At 59.3% G+C, this 24,325-nt stretch carries 25 protein-coding genes; 7 read left to right on the top strand and 18 right to left on the bottom strand.

Annotation, left to right across the window (positions count from 1 at the left end):
* Positions 1-3: 3 nt before the first annotated feature.
* From Q0936_RS00355 to Q0936_RS00345, 3 genes are read right to left on the bottom strand one after another with little or no spacing between them, the layout of a single operon-like run.
* Positions 4-834 carry a carbon-nitrogen hydrolase family protein gene (locus tag Q0936_RS00355; protein ID WP_299139742.1) on the bottom strand — a complete coding sequence of 277 codons (831 nt, stop codon included), beginning with the start codon at positions 832-834 and terminating at the stop codon, positions 4-6.
* Entirely contained in the window at positions 835-1,092 is a 258-nt protein-coding gene (grxC, locus tag Q0936_RS00350) for a glutaredoxin 3 (RefSeq protein WP_299139745.1), read from the bottom strand.
* Between the two features lie 36 nt (positions 1,093-1,128).
* Positions 1,129-1,854 (bottom strand): double zinc ribbon domain-containing protein, encoded by a 726-nt coding sequence (locus tag Q0936_RS00345; RefSeq protein ID WP_299139747.1) that lies wholly within the window; start codon positions 1,852-1,854, stop codon positions 1,129-1,131.
* 21 nt (positions 1,855-1,875) lie between these two features.
* Here Q0936_RS00345 and Q0936_RS00340 point away from each other — a divergent pair, with 21 nt between their 5' ends.
* Together Q0936_RS00340 and hemH are read left to right on the top strand one after the other, a co-directional pair.
* Complete coding sequence (locus Q0936_RS00340; RefSeq protein WP_299139749.1) at positions 1,876-2,697, top strand: methyltransferase domain-containing protein; 822 nt, start codon at positions 1,876-1,878, stop codon at positions 2,695-2,697.
* Positions 2,698-2,752: 55 nt separating this feature from the next.
* Positions 2,753-3,814, top strand: coding sequence for a ferrochelatase (gene hemH / locus Q0936_RS00335; protein WP_299295333.1), 1,062 nt, complete (start codon positions 2,753-2,755; stop codon positions 3,812-3,814).
* Between the two features lie 88 nt (positions 3,815-3,902).
* Here the strand turns inward: hemH and Q0936_RS00330 are convergent, their stop codons facing one another.
* Together Q0936_RS00330 and Q0936_RS00325 are read right to left on the bottom strand one after the other, a co-directional pair.
* Positions 3,903-4,082: a hypothetical protein gene (locus Q0936_RS00330; RefSeq protein ID WP_299139754.1), complete on the bottom strand. Its 180-nt coding sequence runs from the start codon at positions 4,080-4,082 to the stop codon at positions 3,903-3,905.
* A 139-nt stretch (positions 4,083-4,221) separates the two neighbouring features.
* On the bottom strand, positions 4,222-4,815 hold the full coding sequence (locus Q0936_RS00325; RefSeq protein ID WP_299139755.1) for a L,D-transpeptidase: 594 nt from the start codon (positions 4,813-4,815) through the stop codon (positions 4,222-4,224).
* A gap of 170 nt (positions 4,816-4,985) precedes the next feature.
* Here Q0936_RS00325 and Q0936_RS00320 point away from each other — a divergent pair, with 170 nt between their 5' ends.
* A complete protein-coding gene (locus Q0936_RS00320) occupies positions 4,986-5,627 on the top strand; it encodes a CAP domain-containing protein (RefSeq protein WP_299295331.1) in 642 nt (213 codons plus the stop codon).
* Here Q0936_RS00320 and Q0936_RS00315 read toward each other — a convergent pair whose 3' ends face one another.
* From Q0936_RS00315 to Q0936_RS00280, 8 genes are all read right to left on the bottom strand, one after another.
* Entirely contained in the window at positions 5,628-6,125 is a 498-nt protein-coding gene (locus Q0936_RS00315; RefSeq protein ID WP_299139757.1) for a L,D-transpeptidase family protein, read from the bottom strand.
* Positions 6,126-6,240: 115 nt separating this feature from the next.
* Complete coding sequence (locus Q0936_RS00310; protein ID WP_299295329.1) at positions 6,241-7,026, bottom strand: ion transporter; 786 nt, start codon at positions 7,024-7,026, stop codon at positions 6,241-6,243.
* A 1-nt stretch (position 7,027) separates the two neighbouring features.
* Positions 7,028-8,266 (bottom strand): class I SAM-dependent RNA methyltransferase, encoded by a 1,239-nt coding sequence (locus tag Q0936_RS00305; protein WP_299377775.1) that lies wholly within the window; start codon positions 8,264-8,266, stop codon positions 7,028-7,030.
* 38 nt (positions 8,267-8,304) lie between these two features.
* Positions 8,305-10,137, bottom strand: a complete 1,833-nt coding sequence (locus Q0936_RS00300) for an ABC transporter ATP-binding protein (RefSeq protein WP_299294767.1) — start codon at positions 10,135-10,137, stop codon at positions 8,305-8,307.
* Positions 10,134-11,972, bottom strand: a complete 1,839-nt coding sequence (locus Q0936_RS00295; RefSeq protein WP_299294765.1) for an ABC transporter ATP-binding protein — start codon at positions 11,970-11,972, stop codon at positions 10,134-10,136. The genes Q0936_RS00300 and Q0936_RS00295 overlap by 4 nt, the downstream gene beginning before the upstream one ends.
* 164 nt (positions 11,973-12,136) lie before the next feature.
* Positions 12,137-13,309 carry a CCA tRNA nucleotidyltransferase gene (locus Q0936_RS00290; protein ID WP_299294763.1) on the bottom strand — a complete coding sequence of 391 codons (1,173 nt, stop codon included), beginning with the start codon at positions 13,307-13,309 and terminating at the stop codon, positions 12,137-12,139.
* Positions 13,282-13,881, bottom strand: coding sequence for a CoA pyrophosphatase (locus Q0936_RS00285; RefSeq protein ID WP_299294761.1), 600 nt, complete (start codon positions 13,879-13,881; stop codon positions 13,282-13,284). The genes Q0936_RS00290 and Q0936_RS00285 overlap by 28 nt, the downstream gene beginning before the upstream one ends.
* Positions 13,874-14,857 carry an Hsp33 family molecular chaperone HslO gene (locus Q0936_RS00280; protein ID WP_299294759.1) on the bottom strand — a complete coding sequence of 328 codons (984 nt, stop codon included), beginning with the start codon at positions 14,855-14,857 and terminating at the stop codon, positions 13,874-13,876. The genes Q0936_RS00285 and Q0936_RS00280 overlap by 8 nt, the downstream gene beginning before the upstream one ends.
* A gap of 78 nt (positions 14,858-14,935) precedes the next feature.
* On the opposite strand from Q0936_RS00280, the gene Q0936_RS00275 reads away from it, so the two are divergent.
* A complete protein-coding gene (locus tag Q0936_RS00275; protein WP_299294758.1) occupies positions 14,936-15,373 on the top strand; it encodes an NUDIX hydrolase in 438 nt (145 codons plus the stop codon).
* On the opposite strand, the gene Q0936_RS00270 is transcribed toward Q0936_RS00275, so the two are convergent.
* Complete coding sequence (locus tag Q0936_RS00270; RefSeq protein WP_299294756.1) at positions 15,367-16,656, bottom strand: PP2C family protein-serine/threonine phosphatase; 1,290 nt, start codon at positions 16,654-16,656, stop codon at positions 15,367-15,369. The two genes, Q0936_RS00275 and Q0936_RS00270, sit on opposite strands and share 7 nt — an antisense overlap.
* Positions 16,657-16,807: 151 nt before the next feature.
* Here Q0936_RS00270 and Q0936_RS00265 point away from each other — a divergent pair, with 151 nt between their 5' ends.
* Entirely contained in the window at positions 16,808-17,140 is a 333-nt protein-coding gene (locus tag Q0936_RS00265; RefSeq protein ID WP_299294754.1) for an Hpt domain-containing protein, read from the top strand.
* Here the strand turns inward: Q0936_RS00265 and ilvA are convergent.
* Positions 17,137-18,363: a threonine ammonia-lyase IlvA gene (ilvA, locus tag Q0936_RS00260; protein WP_299294752.1), complete on the bottom strand. Its 1,227-nt coding sequence runs from the start codon at positions 18,361-18,363 to the stop codon at positions 17,137-17,139. The genes Q0936_RS00265 and ilvA overlap by 4 nt on opposite strands.
* A 116-nt stretch (positions 18,364-18,479) precedes the next feature.
* On the opposite strand from ilvA, the gene Q0936_RS00255 reads away from it, so the two are divergent.
* Positions 18,480-19,697 (top strand): argininosuccinate synthase, encoded by a 1,218-nt coding sequence (locus Q0936_RS00255; protein ID WP_299139778.1) that lies wholly within the window; start codon positions 18,480-18,482, stop codon positions 19,695-19,697.
* On the opposite strand, the gene Q0936_RS00250 is transcribed toward Q0936_RS00255, so the two are convergent.
* Positions 19,690-20,376, bottom strand: coding sequence for an HAD family hydrolase (locus Q0936_RS00250; protein ID WP_299294769.1), 687 nt, complete (start codon positions 20,374-20,376; stop codon positions 19,690-19,692). The genes Q0936_RS00255 and Q0936_RS00250 overlap by 8 nt on opposite strands.
* 142 nt (positions 20,377-20,518) lie before the next feature.
* Here Q0936_RS00250 and msrA point away from each other — a divergent pair, with 142 nt between their 5' ends.
* Positions 20,519-21,178 carry a peptide-methionine (S)-S-oxide reductase MsrA gene (msrA, locus tag Q0936_RS00245; RefSeq protein ID WP_299294750.1) on the top strand — a complete coding sequence of 220 codons (660 nt, stop codon included), beginning with the start codon at positions 20,519-20,521 and terminating at the stop codon, positions 21,176-21,178.
* On the opposite strand, the gene Q0936_RS00240 is transcribed toward msrA, so the two are convergent.
* The gene (locus Q0936_RS00240; RefSeq protein ID WP_299294749.1) at positions 21,175-22,053 is read right to left on the bottom strand and encodes a ribokinase; all 879 of its coding nucleotides are present in this window, start codon (positions 22,051-22,053) and stop codon (positions 21,175-21,177) included. The two genes, msrA and Q0936_RS00240, sit on opposite strands and share 4 nt — an antisense overlap.
* Complete coding sequence (locus tag Q0936_RS00235; RefSeq protein ID WP_299294748.1) at positions 22,053-24,308, bottom strand: NADP-dependent malic enzyme; 2,256 nt, start codon at positions 24,306-24,308, stop codon at positions 22,053-22,055. The genes Q0936_RS00240 and Q0936_RS00235 overlap by 1 nt, the downstream gene beginning before the upstream one ends.
* Positions 24,309-24,325 lie beyond the last annotated feature (17 nt).

The raw sequence follows: 24,325 nt of genomic DNA, 5'->3' as shown, positions 1-24,325 counted from the left end.
ACCTCAGGGGCCATCAAAACGGCGCGCGTTTTCCCGCGACGGGATACGGCGGCGCGCCTCGGCCACAGCGTCCAAATCCAGATCGAACATATAAACGCCCGGCGCCGCCCCTGCGTCAAGCACGACCTCCCCCCATGGATTGACCACGAGGCTGTGCCCATAGGTGTCCCGCGTCTTGTGATTCGCGCTGGAATGCGTGCCTGTCTGCGCCGGGGCCAACACCCAGGCCCCCGCCTCAATCGCGCGGGCCCGCAAAAGACTGTGCCAATGCGCCGCACCCGTGACAGGGGAAAACGCGGATGGATAGGTCAGTATCTCGGCGCCTGCCGACACAAGCGCATCCGACAATCGTGGAAAGCGCATGTCATAGCAGATGGCCATGCCGATGGTGCCAATGTCTGTATTCGCGACCACGGCACGTGTGCCGGGGCGGTATCCGGCGGATTCGGCATATGTTTCGGTGTCAGAGATACGGACGTCGAACATATGTATCTTGTCATAACCCGCGATGATCGCGCCATCCGGGCCAATCAGGAAAGACCGGTTGGCAAACCGCCCGTCCGCTTCATCCGTTTTAACGGCAAGTGAACCGATTAGCAGGTGTATCCCACGTGCGGCCGCAACTGTGCACAGCGCAGTCAGGGTCTGATCCTGTTCCTGGGTTTGCAGAACCGCGTTCTGATGAACACGCGCGGTGCTAACACAGTTGGTCACCTCGGGGGTCAGCACAAACTGCGCCCCCTCATCCGCAGCCTGCTGCACCATCGCGACCGTCCGGGGCAGATTGGCCACCGGATCGTCCGAGACGTTGAGTTGCAGCAGGGCCGCTTTCATTCAGGAGGCGAGAAGCGGGTCAAGTTTCCCTGACTGCTCGAGCGCATAGAGATCGTCGCATCCGCCAACGTGCGAGTCGCCAATAAAGATCTGCGGCACGGTCCGACCACCATTTGCACGTTTGATCATCTCGGCCTTGCGGCCCGGCTGTGCCAGCACGTTCACCTCGGAAAAGGCCACGCCTTTTTCCTTGAGCAGTCGTTTTGCGGCATGACAATAGCCACACAGCGGCGACGTATAGATTTCAACGGGTTTCATCGGTCTTGGTCCTTTGCGTACTGCGTTGCATCGGATTTAGTGATCTTTGACCGCCCGTGCCAGTACGCTCACGCACACATGATCCGCACCCGACGCACCGCAGGCCGTGGCACAGGCGGCCAACGTGGCACCGGTTGTCATCACATCATCGACCAGCAGGACTGGCCTGCTCTGAATGCGGTGGCGCCGTTTGGGGGCGATTGCGATGGCGCCGGACAGCGCGTCAGACCGTTCTGTCGGTGATTTTCCATCCAGTGACGGGGTCCGCCGGGTCCGTTGCAACAGGTCGGCACACCAGTCGAGGCCCGTGAGCTTGGAGAGTTCCATCGCGATCAGGGCGGACTGATTGTACCGCCGTTTCGCCAGGCGCGTCCAATGCAGAGGTACCGGCACAATGAGGGTCCGGGGATCGACGATATCGCCAAGGCTGGCTTGCATCCACACGGCGGCGGGGCGCGCGACCTCTTGGCGATCGCCATGTTTGAGACCCAGGACCAGTTTGCGGCCCATGCCGGTATAGGTCAGCGCCGCACGCCCATGCGCCCAGGGGCGCGGTGTTTTGAGGCAGGCGTCACAGTGCAGGTCCTCGTCCTGGACGCTGCCGGGCACAGGCGCGCCGCAGGCATCGCAGGATGCGCCACCGATGAACGCGGTTTGACCCCAACAAGCGCCGCACAGGCCAAAGTCGCTGTCGACCGTGGATCCGCACCCAAGACAGCGCGGGGGGTAGATGGCCGCAAGTGTTGTTTGTATGAGACCCATGCCGACCTATCCTGATTGCCCATGACCCACGCCAACGCCCTTACCGATCCTTATGCGCTTGCCCTCAACCGCGCGCGCGCCGCACCCGATGCGCTGTTCCTGCAAGAGATCGCACGGGACGATGTGCATGATCGTCTGGAACTGGTTAACAAAACCTTTCAATCGCCAGCGGTGGTCACGGCCTTTCCCCACATCTGGGAGGGTGCAATCGCAGATGCCGCCGTTTTTCCCGAGACGGAGACGCTGCCGCTGACCACGGGTGGTCACGATGCGGTGATCCACAGCATGGGCCTGCACTGGGCAAATGACCCTGTGGGCCAGTTGATCCAGTGTCGGCGCGCCCTCAAACCCGATGGGCTGTTGCTGGCGGTGGCGCTGGGTGGCCAAACGCTGTTTGAGCTGCGCGCGGCACTGGCCGAAGCCGAGATTGCGGTTTGTGGCGGGCTGTCCCCTCGGGTGGCACCGATGGGCGAGGTGCGCGATCTGGGCGGTTTGCTGCAACGGGCGGGGTTGGCGTTGCCGGTCGCAGATACTGTGCCATTGCGGGTGCAATACGCATCCATGTGGCACCTGATGCGCGATCTGCGGGCTATGGGCGAGGCCAACGCGCTGACTAGCCGCCTGCGCAGGCCGACGCGCCGCGCAGTGTTTGAACGCGCCGCGGACATTTATGCGCGCGCCTATCCCGCCGACAGCGGGGACGGCATCATCGCGACCTATGAATTGATCTTGCTGACCGGGTGGGCGCCCGACGACAGTCAGCAGAAACCACTGCGACCGGGATCGGCGCAGGCACGGTTGGCAGACGCCTTGCACACGGACGAAACGTCGCTGCCAGATTGACGCGCACCCAAAACCGTTTATCTGGTCCCCCATACTGCACGAGGATGCCCAGAGAATGCTTGATACCAGCAAGACCGCGATACGTCCGGCCCATGCCGCCGACGATCACCCCGCGATCCCGCAGGCGCGGGTTGGTATCCTGCTGGCGAATCTCGGAACGCCGGATAACTACGACTATTGGTCGATGCGCCGGTACCTGAACGAATTCCTGTCCGACAAACGGGTCATCGACTACAGCGCGTGGGTCTGGCAACCCCTGCTGCAACTGATCATCCTGACCAAGCGCCCCTTTTCATCCGGTGCGGCCTACAAATCTATCTGGAATCACGATGCGGGTGAAAGCCCGTTGATGACCATCACCAAAGACCAGACGACCAAGATCAAGGCCGGTCTACAGGCGCGCTATGGCGATCAGGTGATGGTTGATTTCTGCATGCGCTACGGCAATCCGTCGACCAAATCCAAGGTGCGCGAGATGGTTGAGGCCGGGTGCCAGAAGATCCTGTTTTTCCCGCTGTACCCACACTATGCCGGTGCAACGTCAGCCACAGCAAACGACCAGTTCTTTCGCGCGTTGATGGAAGAAAAGTGGCAGCCGACGACCCGTACAGTCGAACCGTACTATCAGCATCCAGAGTACATCGAGGCGCTGGCACAGTCGATTGAGCGGGCTTATGGCGCGCTGGATACGCGACCGGACATTCTGGTGTGCAGCTATCACGGGGTGCCGATCCGCTATTTGATGGAAGGCGACCCGTACCATTGCCAGTGTCAGAAAACGACGCGCCTGCTGAAAGAGCGGCTGGGTTGGGCAGACACCGAGATCACCACGACGTTCCAGTCGAAATTCGGCCCCGAAGAGTGGTTGCAGCCCTACACAGTCGAAGAGGTGGCCCGTCTGGCCGAAGCGGGCAAGAAGAACATCGCCGTCTGTGCGCCTGCGTTCTCGGCGGATTGCATCGAAACGCTCGAAGAGATCAACGAAGAGATCAAGGAAAGCTTTGAGCACGCGGGTGGTGAGACGTTCACCTATATCCCCTGCCTCAACGACGATGATGCACATATCGACGCGCTGAACACCGTGATCGAAGAGAACCTGCAAGGGTGGTTGGCCTAAAGCCCCGCCCCACAAGACTGGCAACAGCTCTGAAACGAAAAAAGGCGGCACTTGCGTGCCGCCTTTTTGATTTTCTTGCGTCCGAAACTTAGTCGGAAACAGCAGCCGCGACGACGATCAACAGCAGCAGGGGCAGGATGATGCCGCCCGAGGAGCTACGTGTTTCTTCGACGATGACAGGTGCTTCGATGATCGGCTCGGCAGGAGCGCCGGCGAATGCAGTGGAAGCAGCAGCGGTCAGAGCAGCAGCGAGAACGAGTTTTTTCATAGTAACCTCCAAAATCAGCGCGCTGGCATAGTTCGCCAGAACGCACCCAAGACTTACCTCGTAGTGTTGTGTAAACAGCAATGGGGCGGATTTGCAAACCATGTTTCAAATGGTTAGCTGCCGATCCGCCGCAATGTCGTCAAATTAGCAACACTTGCGTACCGACATTCGCCATCTCGTACAGCTCTTCGATATGCTCATTATAGAGCCCGATGCAGCCGTTCGAAGATTTGCGGCCAATCTTGCGCGTATCGTGGGTGCCGTGGATGCGATAATAGGTCCAGCTGAGGTGCAGCGACCGTGTGCCCAGCGGGTTTTGCGGGCCGGGGCCAATATAATCGGGCCATTCCGGGTTACGCTGTTTCATGGACGGGGTTGGGCGCCAATCGGGCTCGGGATCCTTGAGAATCACCTGGGTCCGGCCGCGGCGTGTCAGATCGTCGGTCAGTGGCACACTGGACGGGTACAGTTTGTAAACTGTCTGATCTTCGTTCCAGTAGTGTACTGCACGGCTGTCGATATCGACGAGAATCGCACCCTTGCGCAGGTTGTCGAAATAGGGCTGCCAATCCAGCGTGCGGAAGCTGGAGATGTTGCGGCGCGCCGACAGGTTGGGGTCGCGCGATGCCTGTCCGGCGGGAATGTTCTGGGCAATGGCGGGCGTGCCCAAAAGGGCCGCTGTTCCGGCCAAAAAGGCCCGACGTGTAGGTGTACCAAATGGCTTCTTGGACATTGAATGCCTCTCCGAATGTGGTTTACTGCCTTCGCGGCAGACAATATTGCGCGAAAGCCTCAGTCGCAAATCAAACAGATGTCATCACGCGGCATCACGCCGATGTGCGTTTGTAATGCAACGCACGACGGGCTATCGAGTTTCAAACAAACAAATGTTGTGCAGGACCCATGCGTATTTTCTCTGTTATTCTCGTTGCCTTGCTTGCCCTTGCTGCATGTACGCCGTCGTCGGCGCCAACGCGCACGGATGATGGGCGACCGCTGCCCAAACTGTACCGTATCCGCAATAACGACACCGCCAAGCTTCAGTTTCGCATGCTGGACTCGGTCAACGCGTTGCGCAGCACGCGCGGCGCGGGCCCGGTTGAGCTTGACCCGCAACTGAACGCAGCCGCGGCCACGCATTCGCGCGATATGTCGTTGCAGAACCGCCCCTGGCATTTCGGCTCGGACGGGTCGTCGCCTATCGATCGGCTGGCGCGGGTTGGATATGCGGGCAGCCTCGTTGGCGAGAACATCTCGGAGACCTACGAGACCGAACTGGAAACGCTTGCGGCCTGGATGGAACAGCCTGACACCCGTCGGACGATCCTGTCACCCCAAGCGCAACAGATGGGATTCGCCTGGTTTCAGGAACCCAATGGCAAGATCTGGTGGACCATGGTGATGGGCAACCCGAACAACGCGCCATCCATTCCGTCAGCGAACCCGTCGGCCAGCCGTCTGGTGCCTGACGCCGAACCGGAAGAGGTCGCAACCGACGAAACCGAGGCGGATCTGGTGGTTGTCACAACCACACCCGCCACGTGATCAGGGATTGATCTGGATCGGGGTGCCGTTGCGCACCATCGCATAGACGTCTTCCATCTCGCGGTTGGTCACGGCGATACAGCCCCATGTCCAATCATCTGTCCCGCGTTTGAAGGGGCTGGAATGACCGTGGATAAAGATGTCACCGCCGGGCGGTTTGCCCAGTGCGGCCGCCTCGGCCCGGTCCCGTGCATTGGGATAGGAAATCCCGAGAGACAGGTGGAACCTGCTGTTGGGGTTGCGGCGGTCGATGATGTAAGTGCCTTCGGGCGTTTTGCCGTCGCCCTCAAAGAACTTGTCGCCAATCGGCTCAAAGCCCAGGTCGATCTCGTATTCCTTGAGCACCTTGTTGTTGTTGAAGAGAAACATCTCGCGCGCCTCTTTGTTGACCACGATATAGGTCACGTCCGGGCCGCGATATGTCTTGAACTTGCTCTGGGTGCACGCGCCTAAACCAAACGCGGCTGCGCCACCCATCATCAGATGTCTGCGCTTCATTGAAAATCCTGTCCCACGGGGTGGTTTTTTGTAATTGGCCTTAAAATATCATTGAAACCATACGCGAAGATAGGCGGATTCGGAATCCGCCTGATCACCTGCGCGTGATCGTGACCTATGGGTCGCGGTTGTCTCGGGCGTCCAGCTTGGCCTCAATCGCCTCGAGGCGCTGCATGACAGCGTCACGATAGCTGTCGGTGGCGGCGTTGGTTTCCTCGGCATGGGCGTCCTGCATCGAGTTTACGATCAGGCCGACCAACAGGTTCACGACCGCGAATGTCGTCACCATGATAAACGGCACAAAGAACAGCCAGGCGTAGGGATAGACCTCCATGACCGGGCGGACGATTCCCATGGACCAGGATTCCAGCGTCATGATCTGGAACAGAGAGTAGGCGCTGAGGCCCAGATTGCCGAACCAGTCGGGAAAGCTGCTGCCAAAGAGTTTGGTCGCCATGACCGCGCCGATATAGAAAATCAGCGCCATCAACAGGAACACGCTGCCCATGCCGGGCAATGCAGTCACAAACCCTTCGACAACGCGGCGCAGGCTGGGGGCCACGGATATAACGCGCAACACCCGCAAAATCCGCAAGGCCCGCAGAACCGACAACCCGGCACCGCCGGGGATCAGTGCAATGCCAACGATCACGAAATCGAAAACATTCCATCCATTGCGGAAGAAACCGGACCTATAAGCCACCAACTTGGCCAGGATTTCAATCACAAAAATTCCAAGACAGATGCGGTCGATCAACACAATCAACGGACCCGCAGCATTCATCGCAACCGAAGATGTTTCGAGCCCAAGTGTGATCGCATTCACGATGATAACGGCAATGATAAAGTTGCTGACGCCATCGCTTTGCAGGGCGGTCGTCAAACGGGCACGATCGAACATGTTATCTCCTTTGGTCCCGGATATGGGCCAGACGGAATGCCGCGACAAGTTCCACATGCGCGGACCAGCGGAACTGATCAACAGGTTGGACCCAATCGAGGGAATAGCCAGCATCGCACAAGGTTTTTGCATCACGTGCAAAGGTCTGTGGATTGCAGGATACGTACGCAATGGTTTCGATTTTGGCCTGCGCCAGCTCTGCGATTTGCGCAGCCGCTCCGGCACGAGGCGGGTCAATCACTGCTGCGTCAAAGCGCGCAAGTTCATCCGGCATCAGTGGACGGCGAAACAGATCACGCGTTTCGGTTGTCACCCGCTTGAGCCCCTGCGCCTGTCGCCAGCCACCGTCCAGTGCGGCCAGCATGGCGCGATCCCCTTCGACGGCGTGAACCTCGGCGGTTTTGGCCAGCGGCAAGGCAAATGTTCCGCAGCCAGCAAACAGATCGAGAACAGATTTGGCAGGACCAACGATGTCACGCACCAGATCAGTCAACGTCGCCTGACCGTGTTCGGTCGCTTGCAGGAACGCGCCGGGCGGCGGCACCACGCGTGCCGCACCCATGGCGTGTGACGGCGGCATGCGCATCCCGATCAGCTCGTCTTCCCATGTCAGGCGCGCCAGCCCGTGTGCCTCGCACAAGGCGGCGAGGGTGATGCGCAACGGTCCATCCAGTGGTTTGCCACCCGTAACCAGAACATCCAGACCATCAACGCTGTCTGTCACACTGACGGACAAGGCGCCCTTGCGACTGGCGCCTGCCACGGCCAGCGCCTCGGCCATCGGCGCAGATTTGGCCAGGGTTGGCGTGACCAGAACGCAGGATGGAACCGGTATGATGGCGTCGGACTTGCGCGCGTGGAAACCAGCCATCGCGCCCTTTTTCGTGCGCCGCGCGGCAAAGGTCGCGCGGCGGCGGGACCGGTCCGGGGATGTTAGAATGGGGCGCACGGTTGCCGTTACGCCCTGCACAGTCAGAGCCGTTTCCACGATGCCCCGTTTCCAACCTGCAACGCAGGTGTCGCTGGCGTGCTGCACTTGGCAGCCGCCGCAGGACCGGAAATGTGGGCAGGGTGCTGAAACACGGTCCGCAGATGGTGTTTCGACACGCATCTCGGTCAATTGGTCGCCGTCCGGGATGCCGCTGACCACTTCGCCCGGTAAGGCCAGCGGGACAAACATGTCGCCCGCGACGCCGTCGCCCTGTTGGCCAAGCCGTTCGATGGTTACTGTTTTTCTCATGGTGGGTGCCTACTGGGCCGCTGCGATCTGCAAAACCCCTATTCCGCAGCCTTGGTACTGATAAAGCCACCAGATTGCCGCTGCCAATACTTGGCATACAGCCCGCCCTGCGCCAGCAATACGTCATGCGCGCCCTCTTCGACGATGCGGCCACGATCCATGACGACAATCCTGTCCATTTCGGTCAGCGTGGACAGACGGTGGGCAATGGCGAGGACGGTCTTGCCCTCCATCACACGGGTCAGTGCGGCCTGAATCGACGCCTCGACTTCGCTGTCGAGGGCACTGGTGGCCTCATCCAACACCAGGATCGGCGCGTCCTTGAGGATCGCGCGCGCCAAGGCGATGCGCTGGCGCTGACCACCCGACAGTTTCACACCACGCTCGCCCAGATGCGCCTCGTATCCTTTGCGGCCACGGTGGTCCTGAAGATCCAGGATAAAGTCATGCGCTTCGGCCTTGCGTGCGGCGGCGATCATGTCGTCGTCACTGGCATCCGGTCGGCCATAGAGAATGTTGTCACGGGCGGATCTGTTGAACATCGCCGTCTCTTGGGTCACCAGCCCGATGTTATGCCGCAAACTGTCCTGGGTCACCGCGCTCGTGTCGTGCCCGTCGATGAGAATACGACCTTTTTCGCCTTCGTAGAGACGCAAGAGCAGCGAAACCAAGGTCGATTTCCCGGCACCGGACGCGCCGACAATGCCCACCTTTTCACCCGGTTTGATCGACAGGTTCACGTCGTCGATGCCACCCGTCTGACGGCCATAGCTGAACCCAAGGCGGTCAAAGGTGATCGCGCCCGACACATGGGACAGATGGTGCGCATCTGCCTGATCCTCGACGCGTGTGCGTGGGGTCAAGGTGCGCATGCCATCCTCGACCTCGCCGATATTCGAATAGATCGCCATAAGCGTAAAGCTGACCCAGCCCGTCATTTGCGCAATGCGAATGGCAATTGCGCCGGAGGCCACGATGTCACCCGGCGTGGCAAACCCGCGCTGCCACATCAGGATTGTGCCACCGAGCAACAGAACCGGTAGCAGACCCGCCAACGCCATCAGCGCAAACCTGAAACCGGCGGCCAGAACACCAAAATCCACCGCCGTTTCGCGGAACGATCCCATTGCGCCCAGCGCCGCCTGATCTTCGTGATCGTCGTGGGCAAAAAGCTTGACCGTTTTGATGTTGGTGATCGTGTCAACGACCTGTCCCGACACCATCGCACGTGCCGCCGCGCGCGCCGCCGACCGTTTGCGAATACGCGGCAGATACCAGCGGATCAGCGCGAAATAGAACACCAGCCAGACCGCGAAACCGATTGCCACCCGCCAATCAATGGCCAGCAGCAACAGCACTGACCCCACCAACGAGGCCAGTGCAAATGCAACCACGTTGATAAATTCGGACACCACATCCGTGACTGCCCGCGCCGCCTGCATCTGCTTCTGGGCGATGCGCCCGGCAAAGTCGTCGTCAAAGAAACCCACCGACTGACCAAGCGTCCAACGGTGCAGGCGCGACAAAACAAGGGGGTTCACATTGGGCTGAACGATGATCGAGTTGGTCGCGGAACTGAGACCAAAGAGGATGGGCCGCGCGATCAGGAAAAACGCCAGCGCGCCGACAACCAGACCAATATTGCCCACGGTAAAGAACCCATCAGGACCCAGCTGCACAGTGGCATCAATCACCCGGCCCAGGATCAGCGCGGTGCCTGCCTCGAGGATACCGGCCGCAGCGGAACAGAACGCGGCCAGCCACAATGCAGGCCACGCACCTGACAGGCACCAGCGGAGGAAGGGCCACAGCGCCTGCGGCGGCGGCCCTTCGGCACGTCGAAACGGTTTGATCCAATCAGAAATGTTCACTCGGCGGCCTCGGTCGCAATGAACCCGCCGGATTGGCGTGCCCAGAACTCCGAATATAGGCCTCCGCTTTCCAAAAGCGCGTCGTGGGTGCCGTCTTCGACAATTTTTCCGTCATCCAACACAAGAATCCGATCCATCTGGGCGATGGTGGACAGCCGGTGGGCAATTGCGATCACCGTTTTGCCGACCATCATCTCGTAGAGCGTATTCTGAATCGCGGCTTCGACCTCGCTGTCGAGGGCGCTGGTCGCCTCGTCCAGAACAAGGATCGGAGCATTCTTGAGAATCACCCGCGCCAAAGTCACGCGCTGACGTTGACCACCAGACAGTTTGACCCCCCGCTCGCCAACCTGCGCATCATATCCCGTGCGGCCTTGCGGGTCTGCAAGATCAAGGATGAAGTCATGCGCCTCGGCCTGTTTGGCGGCCTCGATCATCTCGGCTTCGGTGGCATCGGGACGGCCATACAGAATGTTGTCGCGCACAGACCGGTGCAACAGGGAACTGTCCTGTTGGACCATACCGATGTTGCGCCGCAAAGTGTCTTGCGTGACTTGCGTGATGTCCTGACCGTCGATCAAAATCCGCCCGTCTTCGGCGTCGTAGAACCGCAACAGCAGCTTGACCAGGGTCGATTTACCGGCACCTGACCGACCAATCAAACCCACCTTTTCACCGGGCTGGATCGTCGTCGTTATCGCGTTCAGACCACCGCTGTCACGCCCATAGTGGTGTGTCAGCCGATCAAGCGTGATCTGACCAAGACCCATATCAAGCGGTTTGGCATCCGTCGCATCCACAAGCGAGATGGGCTGGGCGATGGTCTCCATGCCTTCGGCAACGACGCCAAGCTGGCGGAAAAACGTGGTAAGCGCCCACATGATCCAACCGGTCATCGCGTTCAACCGCAACGTCAGCGCAGTCGCGGCGGCAACAACACCGACGCTGGCCGCGCCTTGCATCCACAGCGCAAGTGCCCAACCGACAACGCCCACAATCAGCAACCCGTTCAGTGTCACCAGAACAACGTCCATGATTGTATAGAGACGCATTTCGACAAAGAACGTGCGGCGCGTCAGCTCGATCGCCTCTTTGGCGTATTCGACCTCGCGATCATGGTGCGCGAACATCTTGACCGAATGAATGTTTGTATAGGCATCGACAACCCGACCCGTGGTGGTCGACCGCGCATCCGACGCTGCCTGAGACGCGGGGCCAACACGTTTGACTGTCCAGGCGATCAAACAGGCATAAGCCGCAAACCAGATCGCCAATGGCAACAACAACCGTGGATCCGCCACGCTAAGCAAAATGGCGGCCCCGATCAGATAGGCCAGTGCAAAGGAAATCGCGTCGAACACCTGAAACACCACTTCGCCCGCGGCGGGTGGGGTTTGCATGATCCGGTTGGCAATGCGCCCGGCAAAATCATTCTCGAACCAGCCAACGGATTGCCGCAACACATGGCGGTGCGACCGCCACCGGATCAACGTCCCGAAATTCGGCAAGATCGTCTGGTTTAACAACAAGACATCGACCATCTGCAGGACCGGCCGGATCAACAGGATAAAGACACCGACCAAGAGGACTTCGGTGCCGTGATTTTCCCAGAAAATCGCCGGGGACGTGCCCAGCAGGTCGACGATGCGACCCATATAGTAGATCAGCCCGACCTCAATGCCCGCGACGATGATGGACATGATCCCGGCGACAACAAAGATACCGGTGAAAGGACGCGCGTAATCGCGCATGAACGGCCAAAGCCGCGTCGGTGGCGTGTCAGATTGCTGATAGGGCGCGTAAGGATCGACAAGCGATTCAAAGAACTTGAACATGGGGGTAATCCGTAGAGATGTAGTGCAACATGCGAATGACGCGGGCCAAGGCCCGGTGCGTCACAAGGGACGATCGGCGACAATATCAGGTGTCGTTCCAGATCCCGTAAAACATGATGCTTCCTCCGTGTTCCCCTTGGACATACCGCCCTTTGTCTCAAAAGTCACGCCGTCAGCAGCGCCTTTTTCGTCAAGGTCAGATCAGAAGCCAGCCAGAGCTGTTTCAACGCCTTGAGGCGCGCACCAAGTGCGGCACCCGAAAGGCCGGGAATGTCCTGCGATTTAACGGGAAATTCGGTGCCCGCCCCCTGCAGGACGGCATCCACATCGCCGGGTTCCAGAACGCGGTTTGCCATCGCGGAACGCAGCAGCAATGCGCCGATCCCCGCCTCTGCACCCGCTGCGTGGCCCAGCGCGTGCACCCCAAAGGTGCTGGTTGAATTTTCAAGCGTCGAATCAAGTTGCCGGTGCATCTTGCGCGAAAGCCGCAGTCGCGCCGCCACATCATCGCCCCCCATCGCGGCAAGCCGGTTGACCGGATCAATGGTGGCACCGCTTAACCCTTCGAGGTGGACAAGCGGGCCAACCAATGTGGACGTCGCACCAGGCAAAATGTGACCCAGGACACCCGTCTGTTCCATCACACAAACCGCCGCTGTCGGTTCGGGCGCGGCCAGAAGTTTCAGCATCTCTGCCCCGACCCTTTCGGCGGACAGACTGTTCAAGCCATCGAGGTTTGCAGCGATCCCATCCAGCGCGTCTGCATCCCATCCCTCTTCAGGATTGGCGTACCAGGCATGGAACCGAAAAAACCGTAGCGTGCGCAGATAATCCTCGCGAATACGCTGGCCTGCGTCCTCGATAAATCGCACGCGCCGCGCCCGCGCATCCGGCAAGCCGCCAAGTGGGTCGATGATCAGGCCCGTCCGATCCGCATAGAGCGCATTCATGGTGAAATCTCGGCGCCGCGCGTCTTCGGCAACGTCCTTGGAAAACGCGACGACCGCACGCCGACCATCTGTAGCGACATCGCGGCGAAAGGTCGTCACCTCGAACGGGGCGCCATCCACGACAATCGTCACCGTGCCATGATCGATGCCAGTTGGCACCGCACGAAAGCCTGCCGCTTTGCAAATGCGGATCACGTCCTGCGGCAAGGCATCCGTCGAGATGTCGATGTCAGAGGCCGGCGCGTCCATGATCGCATTCCGCACACATCCCCCGACAAACAGGGCAACGTGCCCCGCCGCGTCAATGGCGCTGCAAAGCGCCTGCGCCCGCCGGTCCGTCAGGAACGGTGTTGACGCGTTCAGGTGTGTGACAATTGATCGGTCCATGTCCGCAATATACGCGCGGTTGCGCCCCAGATGTAGTAGGGACCATAGGGAACCGTATAGTAGGCCCGGCGCTTGCCCCGCCACCGGCGGGATTCCACCGTGAATTGCGACGGGTTCAGCACATGGGCCAACGGCACGCGAAAGACTTCGGCGACTTCACCGGGTTCGGGTATCGCATCGAACGGGCTGTTTATCAGCCCGATCACCGGGGTGACGGTGAACGAGGTCACGGTTTCATGCGGCGCAAAGGTGCCCAGAATTTCGACGCTGTCGCGCGGCAGGCCAATCTCTTCGTGTGCCTCGCGCAATGCGGTAGCGATCAGGTCGGCGTCGCTCTCATCCTGTTTGCCACCCGGAAACGCAATTTGTCCGGGGTGATGTTTGAGGGCGGATGACCGTTTGGTCAGGATCAAATCAAACCCGTCATCGCCAGCAATGATCGGCGCAAGCACCGCTGCGGGGCGCAATTTGCGACCCGGTGCCAGTTCCGTGTCCGGGTTCAGATCGAAATCAGATGATGGGGGGCACGCACGCGCCAAGGCATGACGCGTGCGGGTGATCAGGTCACTCACTGGCGGTTTCTGCCTCGAACCCAACGGACTTGGGGTCGAGATTGTAGTGGGCACCACAGAACTGACAATCGGCGGTCACACGCCCATTATCGGTTGTCATGGTCTCAATATCCCGCGCCGAATAGATCGACAGGCTTTGACGCACACGGTCCTCGGAACAGGTGCACCCGAACCGCACTGGCTGCGTGTCGTATACCCGTGGCGTTTCCTCGTGAAACAGTCGAACCAGAATGTCGCTGGGCGACAGTTTCGGGCCAATCAGTTCGATTTCATCAACCGTATCCAGCAGGATATTGACGCGGTTCCAGTTGTCTGACGCATCGCCATCCAAGAGATCGTCAGCTTCGAGAAGCTCACCCGTGCCTTCGCCTTTGGCCATCAGCGGGGACGCTTTAGGCATGTGCTGCAGCATGATACCACCCGCGCGCCAGTGTTCCGCGACACCCGGTTCCGTGGATCGACCAAAGCTGAGTTGGAAGCGGGTCGGCAGCTGCTCGGACTGGGCAAAATACGCCTCTGCACAGGCGGCAAGCGACCCACCTGCCAGAGGCGTGATACCTTGATACGGCGTCATGCCCTGACCCTGATCGATCATGATGGCAAAATACCCCTCACCAACCTGATCAAAGGGCGCGCCATCGGTCAGCCGATCCGCGTCATAACTGGCATAGGCACGGATGCGCGCCGCGTCGCCTTCGTTTTCCGGCCCATAGTAATCCGTGGCGATCATGCGCACCGGACCCTTGGACTGGACCTGCAGCGACAGCTTCCAGCGCAGTTTGATCGTTTGGCCAATCAATGCCGTCAACAGCGCCATCTCTGCAACAAGTGCCTCGACCTGTGGCGGATAGTCGTGTTGCTTCAGGATGCCATCCAGCACACCATCGAGGCGCGCAACGCGCCCGCGCATGTCCGAAGCATCAAGTTGAAATGGCAGGACGGTGTCGTCCCACGCAAGTTGCGAACCGGTTGTCATGGGGTTTCCTTTGGCGCCACACATAGGCATATCAGCGCCTTATATAGGCCCGTGATCGAAAACTGAAAGAGGGCACGCATGATCCGTCGTTTTGGCGCCCCGCCGCAAAAGGGTCGCACCTATACCCGCAGGCCAGGTGCCTACGCGATCCTACCGCGCGATGGGCGGGTGTTGTTGACATATCAGCACGGTCTGGACCCTGAATTTCAGTTGCCGGGTGGCGGTATTGATCCGGGCGAAAGCCCCTTGCGGGCGCTGCACCGCGAGGTGTTCGAAGAAACCGGTTGGCATATCGCGCGGCCGCGCCGGATCGGTGCATTCAAGCGGTTTGTGTACATGCCGGAATATACGCTCTGGGCGGAAAAGCTGTGCCATATCTATGTCGCACACCCCGTCCGCTCGGTCTGTCCACCGACGGAGCCGGAGCATGAAAGTGTTTGGATGACGCCCCAGCAGGCGATTGCCACCGTTGGAAACGATGGCGACTGTATGTTCCTGGCGCGATTTTATCAGTGATCGGGGCCGCTGAATTCAAACAGGATGCCTGACACGTCGTCGGGGAACTGATCGCCACCGGCAAATTCGGTCATTTTCCACAACAGCGCCTCGAAAAAGGGCGGGCCCGACACGTCGGCAAGCTCTGTCATGATCGTGGCGAGGCCTGATTCTTCGAGCATGTCGCCAGTGCCGTCCGGGCATTCCGTTACGCCATCGGACAGCAGCAACAGTCGGTCACCGGGCAAAAGCTGCGTTTCGAATTGCTGGAATGAGATCCCGGACATCAAGCCAACGGGAAATCCACCGGGTCCGTCCTGTTCGATATCCCCATTCTTGCGTTGCACGGCCGGATGCGGGTGGCCCGCCTGTGCCATGCGCACATGGCCCGTTTCGAGCGTCACGTCAGCAAGCAACAGCGTAAAATAGTGTTCAGTGTCCATTTCATCGAGCACCAGATCGTTCAGCGTTTCGATGACCTCTTCGGGGGGAAGGAACGCATAGGTTCCGTCCGGGGCGCGGTGCAACGCGACGTTCTGGTCCGGCGCAGTGGCCGACAGGTATCCGGCCAGCCGCGCGGTCATCAGCGCAGAGCTGATGCCATGGCCCGACACATCAATCGAAAACAGCCCCAGATGCCCCTCGCCCGCGGGAAAGAAACCAACCAGGTCGCCGCCCACATGTCCGCTGGACCGGAGCATCAGCGACACGTCACCGGTATCAAAGGATTTGTGCCGTTCCCGAATGAGCGATTGCTGGAGTTTCTTGGCCTCGATCAGGTCGCTGTCGAGCGAATCGTAAACGCGCTGTAGTTCGTCCAGCGTGTCAGTGATCAGCCTGTTTTTCTCGGTCAATTCCCGCTGCATGCGCAGGATACGTTCACCCGCCGCGATACGCGCGCGCAATTCGTTGGCATCGACCGGCTTGGTCACGAAATCATCGGCCCCTGCCTCAAGGCCCATCGCGATTTCCGCCTTTTCGCTCTTGGACGTGAGCAGGATAAAATACCCGTACCGATCCTGGGAAATCTGGCGGAACGCATTGCAGAATTCCAACCCGTTCATTCCGGGCATCATCCAATCGCTCAGGATCAAGTCGGGCTGAATCTCCTGTGCGATCACCATGGCCTCTTCGCCGGACCCGGCCTCGTGAACCTCGAACCCCCAACGCTTGACCGAGCTGCACAGAATCTTGCGCTGCAGGCGGCTGTCATCGACAATCAACACACGTTGCGGTGCGTCGACTTTGGCCGCGGGTGGCGCCGCGGCTGAATCTGTCTCGATGGGTTTGATCTTTAGATTCATCTCACTGACAATTCCGAACTGCTTGGTCGCTTGGTACGCCCTGCCACTTAACGGTGCGTGAAGGACATCCACCGTTTGGTTAAAGCTTTAGAGGTCACGGTTTCTTAATGGCTGTCATGGAACAAGACGGCATCATGACCGGAGGCAAACCATGATTGATTGGCAGCGTGTGACCTCTTTGCGCTCGGAAATCGGCGAAGAGGATTTTGAAGAAGTTGTGCCCTTGTTCCTCGAAGAAGTGGCTGAAATCACTGACGCTTTGCGCGCGGATGTCGACCTGTCCGCGCTGGAGGCGAACTTGCATGCCCTCAAGGGCAGCGCGATGAACCTTGGGTTTTCCGACTTTTCATCGCTGTGCCACACGGGTGAGGCTATGGCCGCATCGGGCAATGCAGCCTCGGTTGATGTAACTGCAATTTTAAACAGTTTCGACGCATCCAAGGACGCATTTCTGAACGGCCTCGCGGGCGAGTACGCCGCCTAGATCACAAATTGGGCCAGCGTTTCGTCGTTGGTGATGTCAGTATATGTGAAACCGGCCTGATCCAACGCACCTAGAAAGCGGTCAAAATTTTCAGGTCGTCGGGTTTCGATACCAATCAGAACTGACCCGAAATTGCGCGCCGATTTCTTCAAATATTCGAACCGGGCAATGTCGTCGTCCGGCCCCAACATATTCAGGAAATCCTTGAGCGCACCGGGCCGCTGCGGCATGCGCAGAATAAAGTACTTTTTGACACCAGAGTATCGCTGTGCGCGTTCCTTGACCTCGGGCAGACGCTCAAAGTCGAAGTTGCCCCCGGATGCGACGCACACCACCGTTTTGCCTTTGATTTCCTCGGCCAGATCAGCCAACGCCTCAATGGCAAGCGCACCGGCAGGTTCCAGAACCACCCCTTCGACATTCAGCATTTCAATGATGGTTGTGCAAATCCGATCTTCGGGGATGTCGATCACGTCCGCCGGGTCCACATCGCGAAGCCGGGCAAAGGTGCGATCCCCAATCTTGGCCACGGCGGCACCATCAACAAACGTGTTGATCGGAGACACGTCAACCGGCGCACCCGCTTTGACAGCATCCGCAAGCGACGGCGCGCCACTGGGCTCCACAAAAGTATATCGGACGCGGTCGCCAAAATAGCTGCGCGTTCCGGCAGACAACCCACCGCCACCTACGGGCAGGATGATATGGTCAGGCGCGCGGCCCAGCTGTGCCTCGACCTCAATGGCGACAGACGCCTGCCCTTCAATCACATCCTCATCGTCAAAGGGCGACAGAAAATGCGCGCCTGCCTCGGCGCAGAACGCCTGAGCAGAGGCAAGTGTGTCGTCAAAATAGTCGCCTTTGAGCCGCACCTCGACACGGTCACCGCCGAACATCTGCGTCTTCATGATCTTTTGCTGCGGCGTGGTCACGGGCATGAAAATCACGCCATCCACGCCGAAGTGATTGCACATATAGGCCACACCCTGCGCATGGTTCCCGGCGCTGGCACAGACAAAAACCGAACCCGGTCGCTGTACCTTGCGCATGGCATTGAACGCACCGCGCAGTTTGTATGACCGCACCGGACTGAGATCTTCGCGTTTGAGCCAGATATCCGCACCGTACCGCGCCGACAGCATGTCGTTGCGCAACAGCGGTGTCGGCGGGAACACCGCACGCATTGCGGCCTCGCCTTCTCTCGCTCCGTCTTGAAAGCTCATTTTGCGATCTCCGATGGCAATCCCTCTGACCTAGCTTTGGCAAGTGAGGGGGTCAATCTTGCCCCTGTTGCGCAAAAGGGCTATCGGCACGCAACGCTGATGAGGAAACAGAGACAATGAGCGCACCCAAGAAAGTCGTGTTGGCCTATTCCGGCGGCCTGGATACGTCGATCATTCTGAAATGGCTGCAAACGGAATACGGCTGCGAGGTTGTGACCTTTACCGCCGATCTGGGCCAGGGCGAAGAGCTGGAGCCCGCCCGCGCCAAGGCTGAACTGATGGGCGCGTCTTCGATCTACATCGAAGATGTGCGCGAAGAGTTCGTGCGTGATTTTGTGTTCCCGATGTTCCGGGCCAACGCGCTCTACGAGGGTCTGTACCTGTTGGGCACGTCGATTGCGCGCCCGCTGATTTCCAAACGGCTGGTTGAAATTGCCGCCGCCGAAGGCGCCGATGCCGTGGCGCATGGCGCGACCGGCAAGGGCAACGATCAGGTCCGGTTTGAACTTGCCGCCTATGCGCTCAACCCGGATATCAAGGTGATTGCGCCCTGGCGTGAATGGGACCTGTCCAGCCGGACCAAGTTGATCGACTTTGCCGAAAAGAACCAGATCCCGATCGCCAAGGACAAACGCGGCGAAGCGCCGTTCAGCGTCGATGCCAACCTGTTGCACACCTCCTCCGAGGGCAAAGTGCTAGAAGACCCCGCCGAGGACGCGCCGGACTACGTGTACCAGCGCACGGTCAACCCAGAGGACGCGCCGAACACACCCGAGTACATCGAAGTGGGTTTTGAAAAGGGCGATGCAGTCTCTATCAACGGCGAAATGATGTCGCCGGCGACTGTTCTGACCAAACTGAACGAACTGGGTGGCAAGCACGGCATCGGTCGTCTGGACCTGGTCGAGGGTCGGTTTGTCGGGATGAAATCCCGCGGTATCTACGAGACACCCGGTGGCACGATCTTGCTTGAGGCCCATCGCGGCATCGAACAGATCACACTGGATCGCGGCGCGGCACACCTCAAGGACGAGTTGATGCCGAAATACGCTGAACTGATCTACAACGGCTTCTGGTTCTCGCCCGAGCGCGAAATGCTGCAGGCCCTGATCGACAAGAGCCAGGAACATGTGACCGGCACTGTGCGACTGAAGTTGTACAAAGGGTTGGCGCGCACGGTTGGCCGTTGGTCAGATCACAGCCTGTATTCCGAAGCGCACGTGACGTTCGAGGATGACGCCGGCGCCTACGATCAAAAGGATGCCGCAGGGTTTATCCAGTTGAACGCACTGCGTCTCAAGCTGCTTGCAGCGCGGGATCGCAGGCTCAAGTGATTTTGTGAGCGGCGAGGCTTTGGTAAATAGGCATCGCCGCTTGCGCCAGCTGGTCATATTGCGGGTCAAGATCGGGCAACGGGCCTTCGGCGCTGTCAAAACCGGTTGATTGGTGGACCGCGCCATACCAGTGCGCCGCCCAAACACCGTCAGCCACATGCCCGCCGGATGGCCATGACAGCATGTTTTCCGTCCAAGAGATTGAAACACGGGTACAAAGTTTTTGTAACATTCCCGCAGGATCGGCGCGGATGTCGGACGCGTCGATGACAATCGGATCATCGGTTCGCGCGAAAATCTCTGCCTGCTGCCTGAACCCAAGATCATCCAGTTCCGGCGCTTCGCGTTTCCGCGCATAGCTCGCCACCACCCGCGCGGGGTGTCGTATCAGAAAGACATGTTGCGTGCCCTCTGCCCAAACGTCAGGCCAGCCATCAAGCATGTGATGGGTCATATGTTTTTGATAGAAAATAGGCTCTGATACAGGTGAATTTAGCTGTTTTTGCACATCCAAAGGGTCTGTTGCCATTGAACCCAGCACAGCACCCCGCATCGGGTGATCGGCACCGGTTTCAGCCAGATAAGCACCATAAAACGGCTCATCCACCACGCGGCAATCACCCCGCGCGGCAAAACTGTACATCATCGCCGTCGACAGATTGCGCGGCCCGGACCACATGGCAATACGCTGTGTCATGCGCAAAACGCTAACCTGAGGGTCACGAGAGGTAAACGCCCCTTCACGCCTGCGCGACCTCGCCGCGCTGTGAATTGAGCAAGCCCGCGATTTGCGCCAACCTGATCATCAAAGGAGACCCGCCATGACCACGCTTCGTAATATCAAGACTTTTTCACTGGGCCTGATGATCGTTCTTGGGCTCGCTGCGCAATCCAAAATGTCACACGCTCAAGAGCTCAAAACGCTCACCGTTGCAGGCGGTTGTTTCTGGTGCGTTGAGGCCGATTTCGAAAAGGTGAGCGGCGTCAAAGAAGCCGTATCAGGTTTCGCCGGTGGTCAAGTTGCCAACCCGACGTACAAACAGGTCGTCAAGGGTGGCACCGGACACCTTGAGGCTGTTCAGATCACCTATGACCCGGCACAGGTTCAGGTCAGCACGTTGCTGAACATGTTCTTTCGCTCGATCGATCCAACAGATGCCGGTGGCCAGTTTTGCGACCGGGGCCAAACCTATACAACCGCCGTTTTTGCGACGCCGGACCAGGTGAGCGCGGCAAATGCTGCCAAGGCTGCGGCACAGGCAGATCTGGGCCAGACCATCGTCACGCCGATCCTGACTGCGGACACGTTTTATCCGGCGGATGGCTATCATCAGGACTACTACAAACAGTCGGCCATCATCCTGACCCGCTTTGGGCCCAAATCCAAAGCCAAGGCCTACAAAGCCTACCGCGCCGCGTGCGGCCGTGACGCCCGTGTCAAACAACTGTGGGGTGGCGCTGCTCCGTTTGCGGGCAGCTAATCGAAACGCGCATCCTCGATGTCTTTGAGATCGGGGATCACATCCGCCGTCCCCAGGCGCGTGACCATGATCGCACCTGCTTGGGTGGCAAGCCGCAACGCCTGTTCAAACGGCAGGCCACGGTCCAACCCCGCGACGAGATAGCCGGTAAATGTGTCGCCCGCCCCCGTGGTATCCACTGGCGTCACAGGCACTGCGGGAATGTGCGTGCTGGTGTTGGTCGTCGTATCGATCCAGCGACTGCCATCACCACCCAACGTGACCACCACATGATCCACGCCCAGCGCATCGAGCGATTGACCCAATGCCGTTTCCAGTTGCTCGGCCTCAATCTGGTTCAGCACGAGGATGTCGGTATGGGGCAACACCTGTGCAACGGCATCGGCATCAAAGGGGGCCGCCGCATAAACCACACGCAGGCCCAGCGCCTTGGCCATCCGGGCGGCATGCGCCTGACCGTTGGTTTCGTTCTGCATGACCAGCATGTCACCCGCCGCCGCGGAACTAAGCGCAGCGCCGATCATATCGTCAGAAATTAGGTGATTTGTCCCTGTGTAGAGAATGATCTGGTTTTCACCGTCGTCCGCGACCGAGATATTCGCATGCCCCGTCGCAGTGTCGGTCAGCCGCGATATGAACCGCGTGTCGACGCCGTATTCCATCAGCCGCTCAACGGTCCACGCGCCTTCGGGACCAACCGCCCCGATGTGCGCAACACGCGCCGCAGCCCGCGCTATCGCCACCGACATATTGGCCCCTTTGCCACCCAGCCCTTGCTGATACACTGCCGCGCCCAGCGTTTCACCGGGCGCAGGCAGATGCGGCACGCGGTAAACGTTGTCGATGTTGATTGAACCGAGGTTCCAGACCGCCATCAGCCCACCTTGCACGCGGCAAGGACCGCCATGTTAAGGATGTCATTCGCACTCGAAACCGCCGAACAAATCTGGATCGACCCATCAACACCGGCAAGGATTGGGCCAATCACCGTTGCTCCGCCCATTTCCTGCATCAGTTTGACCGAAATACTGGCCGAGTGGCGCGCTGGCACAACAAGGATATTCGCCGGGCCGGTCAACCGCGAGAACGGGTATGCCGCCTGTGCTTGCGCGTTCAGCGCCACGTCGACGGTCATCTCGCCTTCGTATTCAAAATCAACACCACGTTGATCCAGAACCTGCGGTGCCTGATGCATCTTTTCCGCACGTTCGGACACCGGATAGCCAAAGGTCGAGAAACTGACAAAGGCCACGCGCGGCTCAAGGCCCATATTGCGCGCGACATTGGCCGCCTGTTCCGCAATATCGGCGAGGTTCTCTTCGTCCGGCCATTCATGCACCAGCGTGTCAGCGATGAACACGATGCGCCCCTTGTGGAGCAACGCCGTGATCCCCGCCGCCTTACTAGATGTATCCGCGTCAAACACATGGTTGATCCGGTCCAGAATATGCGCCGATTTACGTGTGGCACCCGTAACCAACCCGTCGCCATGCCCATGCGCCAACATCAGTGCGGAAAACACGTGACGATCCCGTGCAGCAAGGCGGTGAATGTCCTGACGGTCAAAGCCACGGCGATTCAGGCGGTCGTAGAGATGGGTTTTATACGTCTCCAGATGGCTGGTGTTGGCAGCATTCACCACCTCCAACTCGCGCGCCGCGTCACCTAGTCCTGCTTCTTCCAGCTTGGTTTTTACGTCGTCGGCACGCCCGACAACCAGCGCCTTGCCGAACCCCGACCGCTGGTACATCACAGCGGCGCGCAAAACACGCGGATCATCCCCTTCGGCAAAGATCATGCGGGCCTGCGCCGCACGTGCGCGGGCGTTGATCCCTGTCAGAATGCTGGCCGTCGGATCCATCCGTGACTTGAGGCTCAGCTCGTAAGCCTCCATGTCGATGATAGGTCGACGCGCAGCACCAGTATCCATCCCCGCCTTGGCAACGGCAGGCGGAATCCGGTGGATCAAACGCGGATCAAACGGTGTGGGAATGATATAATCTCGCCCAAAGGTCAGCGATTTTCCATAGGCCAAGGCAACCTCGTCCGGCACGTCCTCGCGGGCCAGCGCCGCAAGTGCGTGCGCACAGGCGATTTTCATTTCGTCGTTGATTGCACGCGCGTTGATATCCAACGCACCCCGGAACAGATAGGGAAAGCCAAGGACGTTGTTGACCTGGTTCGGATAGTCGCTGCGCCCCGTTGCGACGATGGCATCCATCCGCACCTCATGCGCCTCTTCGGGCGTGATCTCGGGATCCGGGTTGGCCATCGCGAAAATGACCGGGTTGTCCGCCATGCTTTCGACCATCGCAGGCGTCACCGCACCTTTGACAGAGACGCCCAGGAATACGTCCGCGCCTTTCATCGCCTCTTCGAGGGTACGCAACTCTGTGGTGATCGCATGCGCCGACTTCCACTGGTTCATCCCATCGGTTCGGCCTTGGTAAATCACACCCTTGGTGTCACACACGATGCAATTGCTGTGCCGCGCGCCCATGGATTTCAGCAGCTCGATACAGGCAATGCCCGCAGCACCCGCGCCATTGAGAACAATTTTGACGTCCTCGATCTTTTTGCCGGAGATATGCAGCGCGTTGATCAGACCCGCCGCACAGATCACAGCCGTCCCGTGTTGATCATCGTGAAAGACGGGAATGTCCATTTCCTCTTTCAGACGCTGTTCGATGATAAAGCACTCGGGCGCTTTGATGTCTTCGAGGTTGATGCCACCAAAGGTCGGGCCCATCAGCTTGACCGCCTGGCAAAACGCATCCGTGTCCTCGGTGTCCAGCTCGATGTCGATCGAATTGACGTCGGCAAAGCGTTTGAACAAAACGGCCTTGCCCTCCATCACCGGTTTGGACCCCAGCGCGCCTAGGTTGCCCAACCCCAAGACCGCCGTACCGTTCGAAATCACAGCAACCAGATTGCCCTTGTTGGTGTAGTCATAAGCCGTCTCGGGGTTCTCTGCGATGGCTTCGCAGGGCACCGCGACGCCGGGTGAATATGCAAGGCTCAAATCACGCTGTGTGGTCATCGGCACCGTGGCGGAAATTTCAAACTTGCCCGGCGTCGGTTCCATGTGAAACGCCAGCGCCTCTTCGGCGGTAACCTTGGTCTTGCTCATCTTCGGCTGTCCTCCCT

The organism is uncultured Tateyamaria sp. (assembly GCF_947488715.1).
In the GTDB taxonomy this organism is placed as follows: Bacteria; Pseudomonadota; Alphaproteobacteria; order Rhodobacterales; family Rhodobacteraceae; genus Tateyamaria.
Note: the sequence above shows the minus strand (reverse complement) of the source record. Positions and strands in the feature narration are given on the sequence as shown.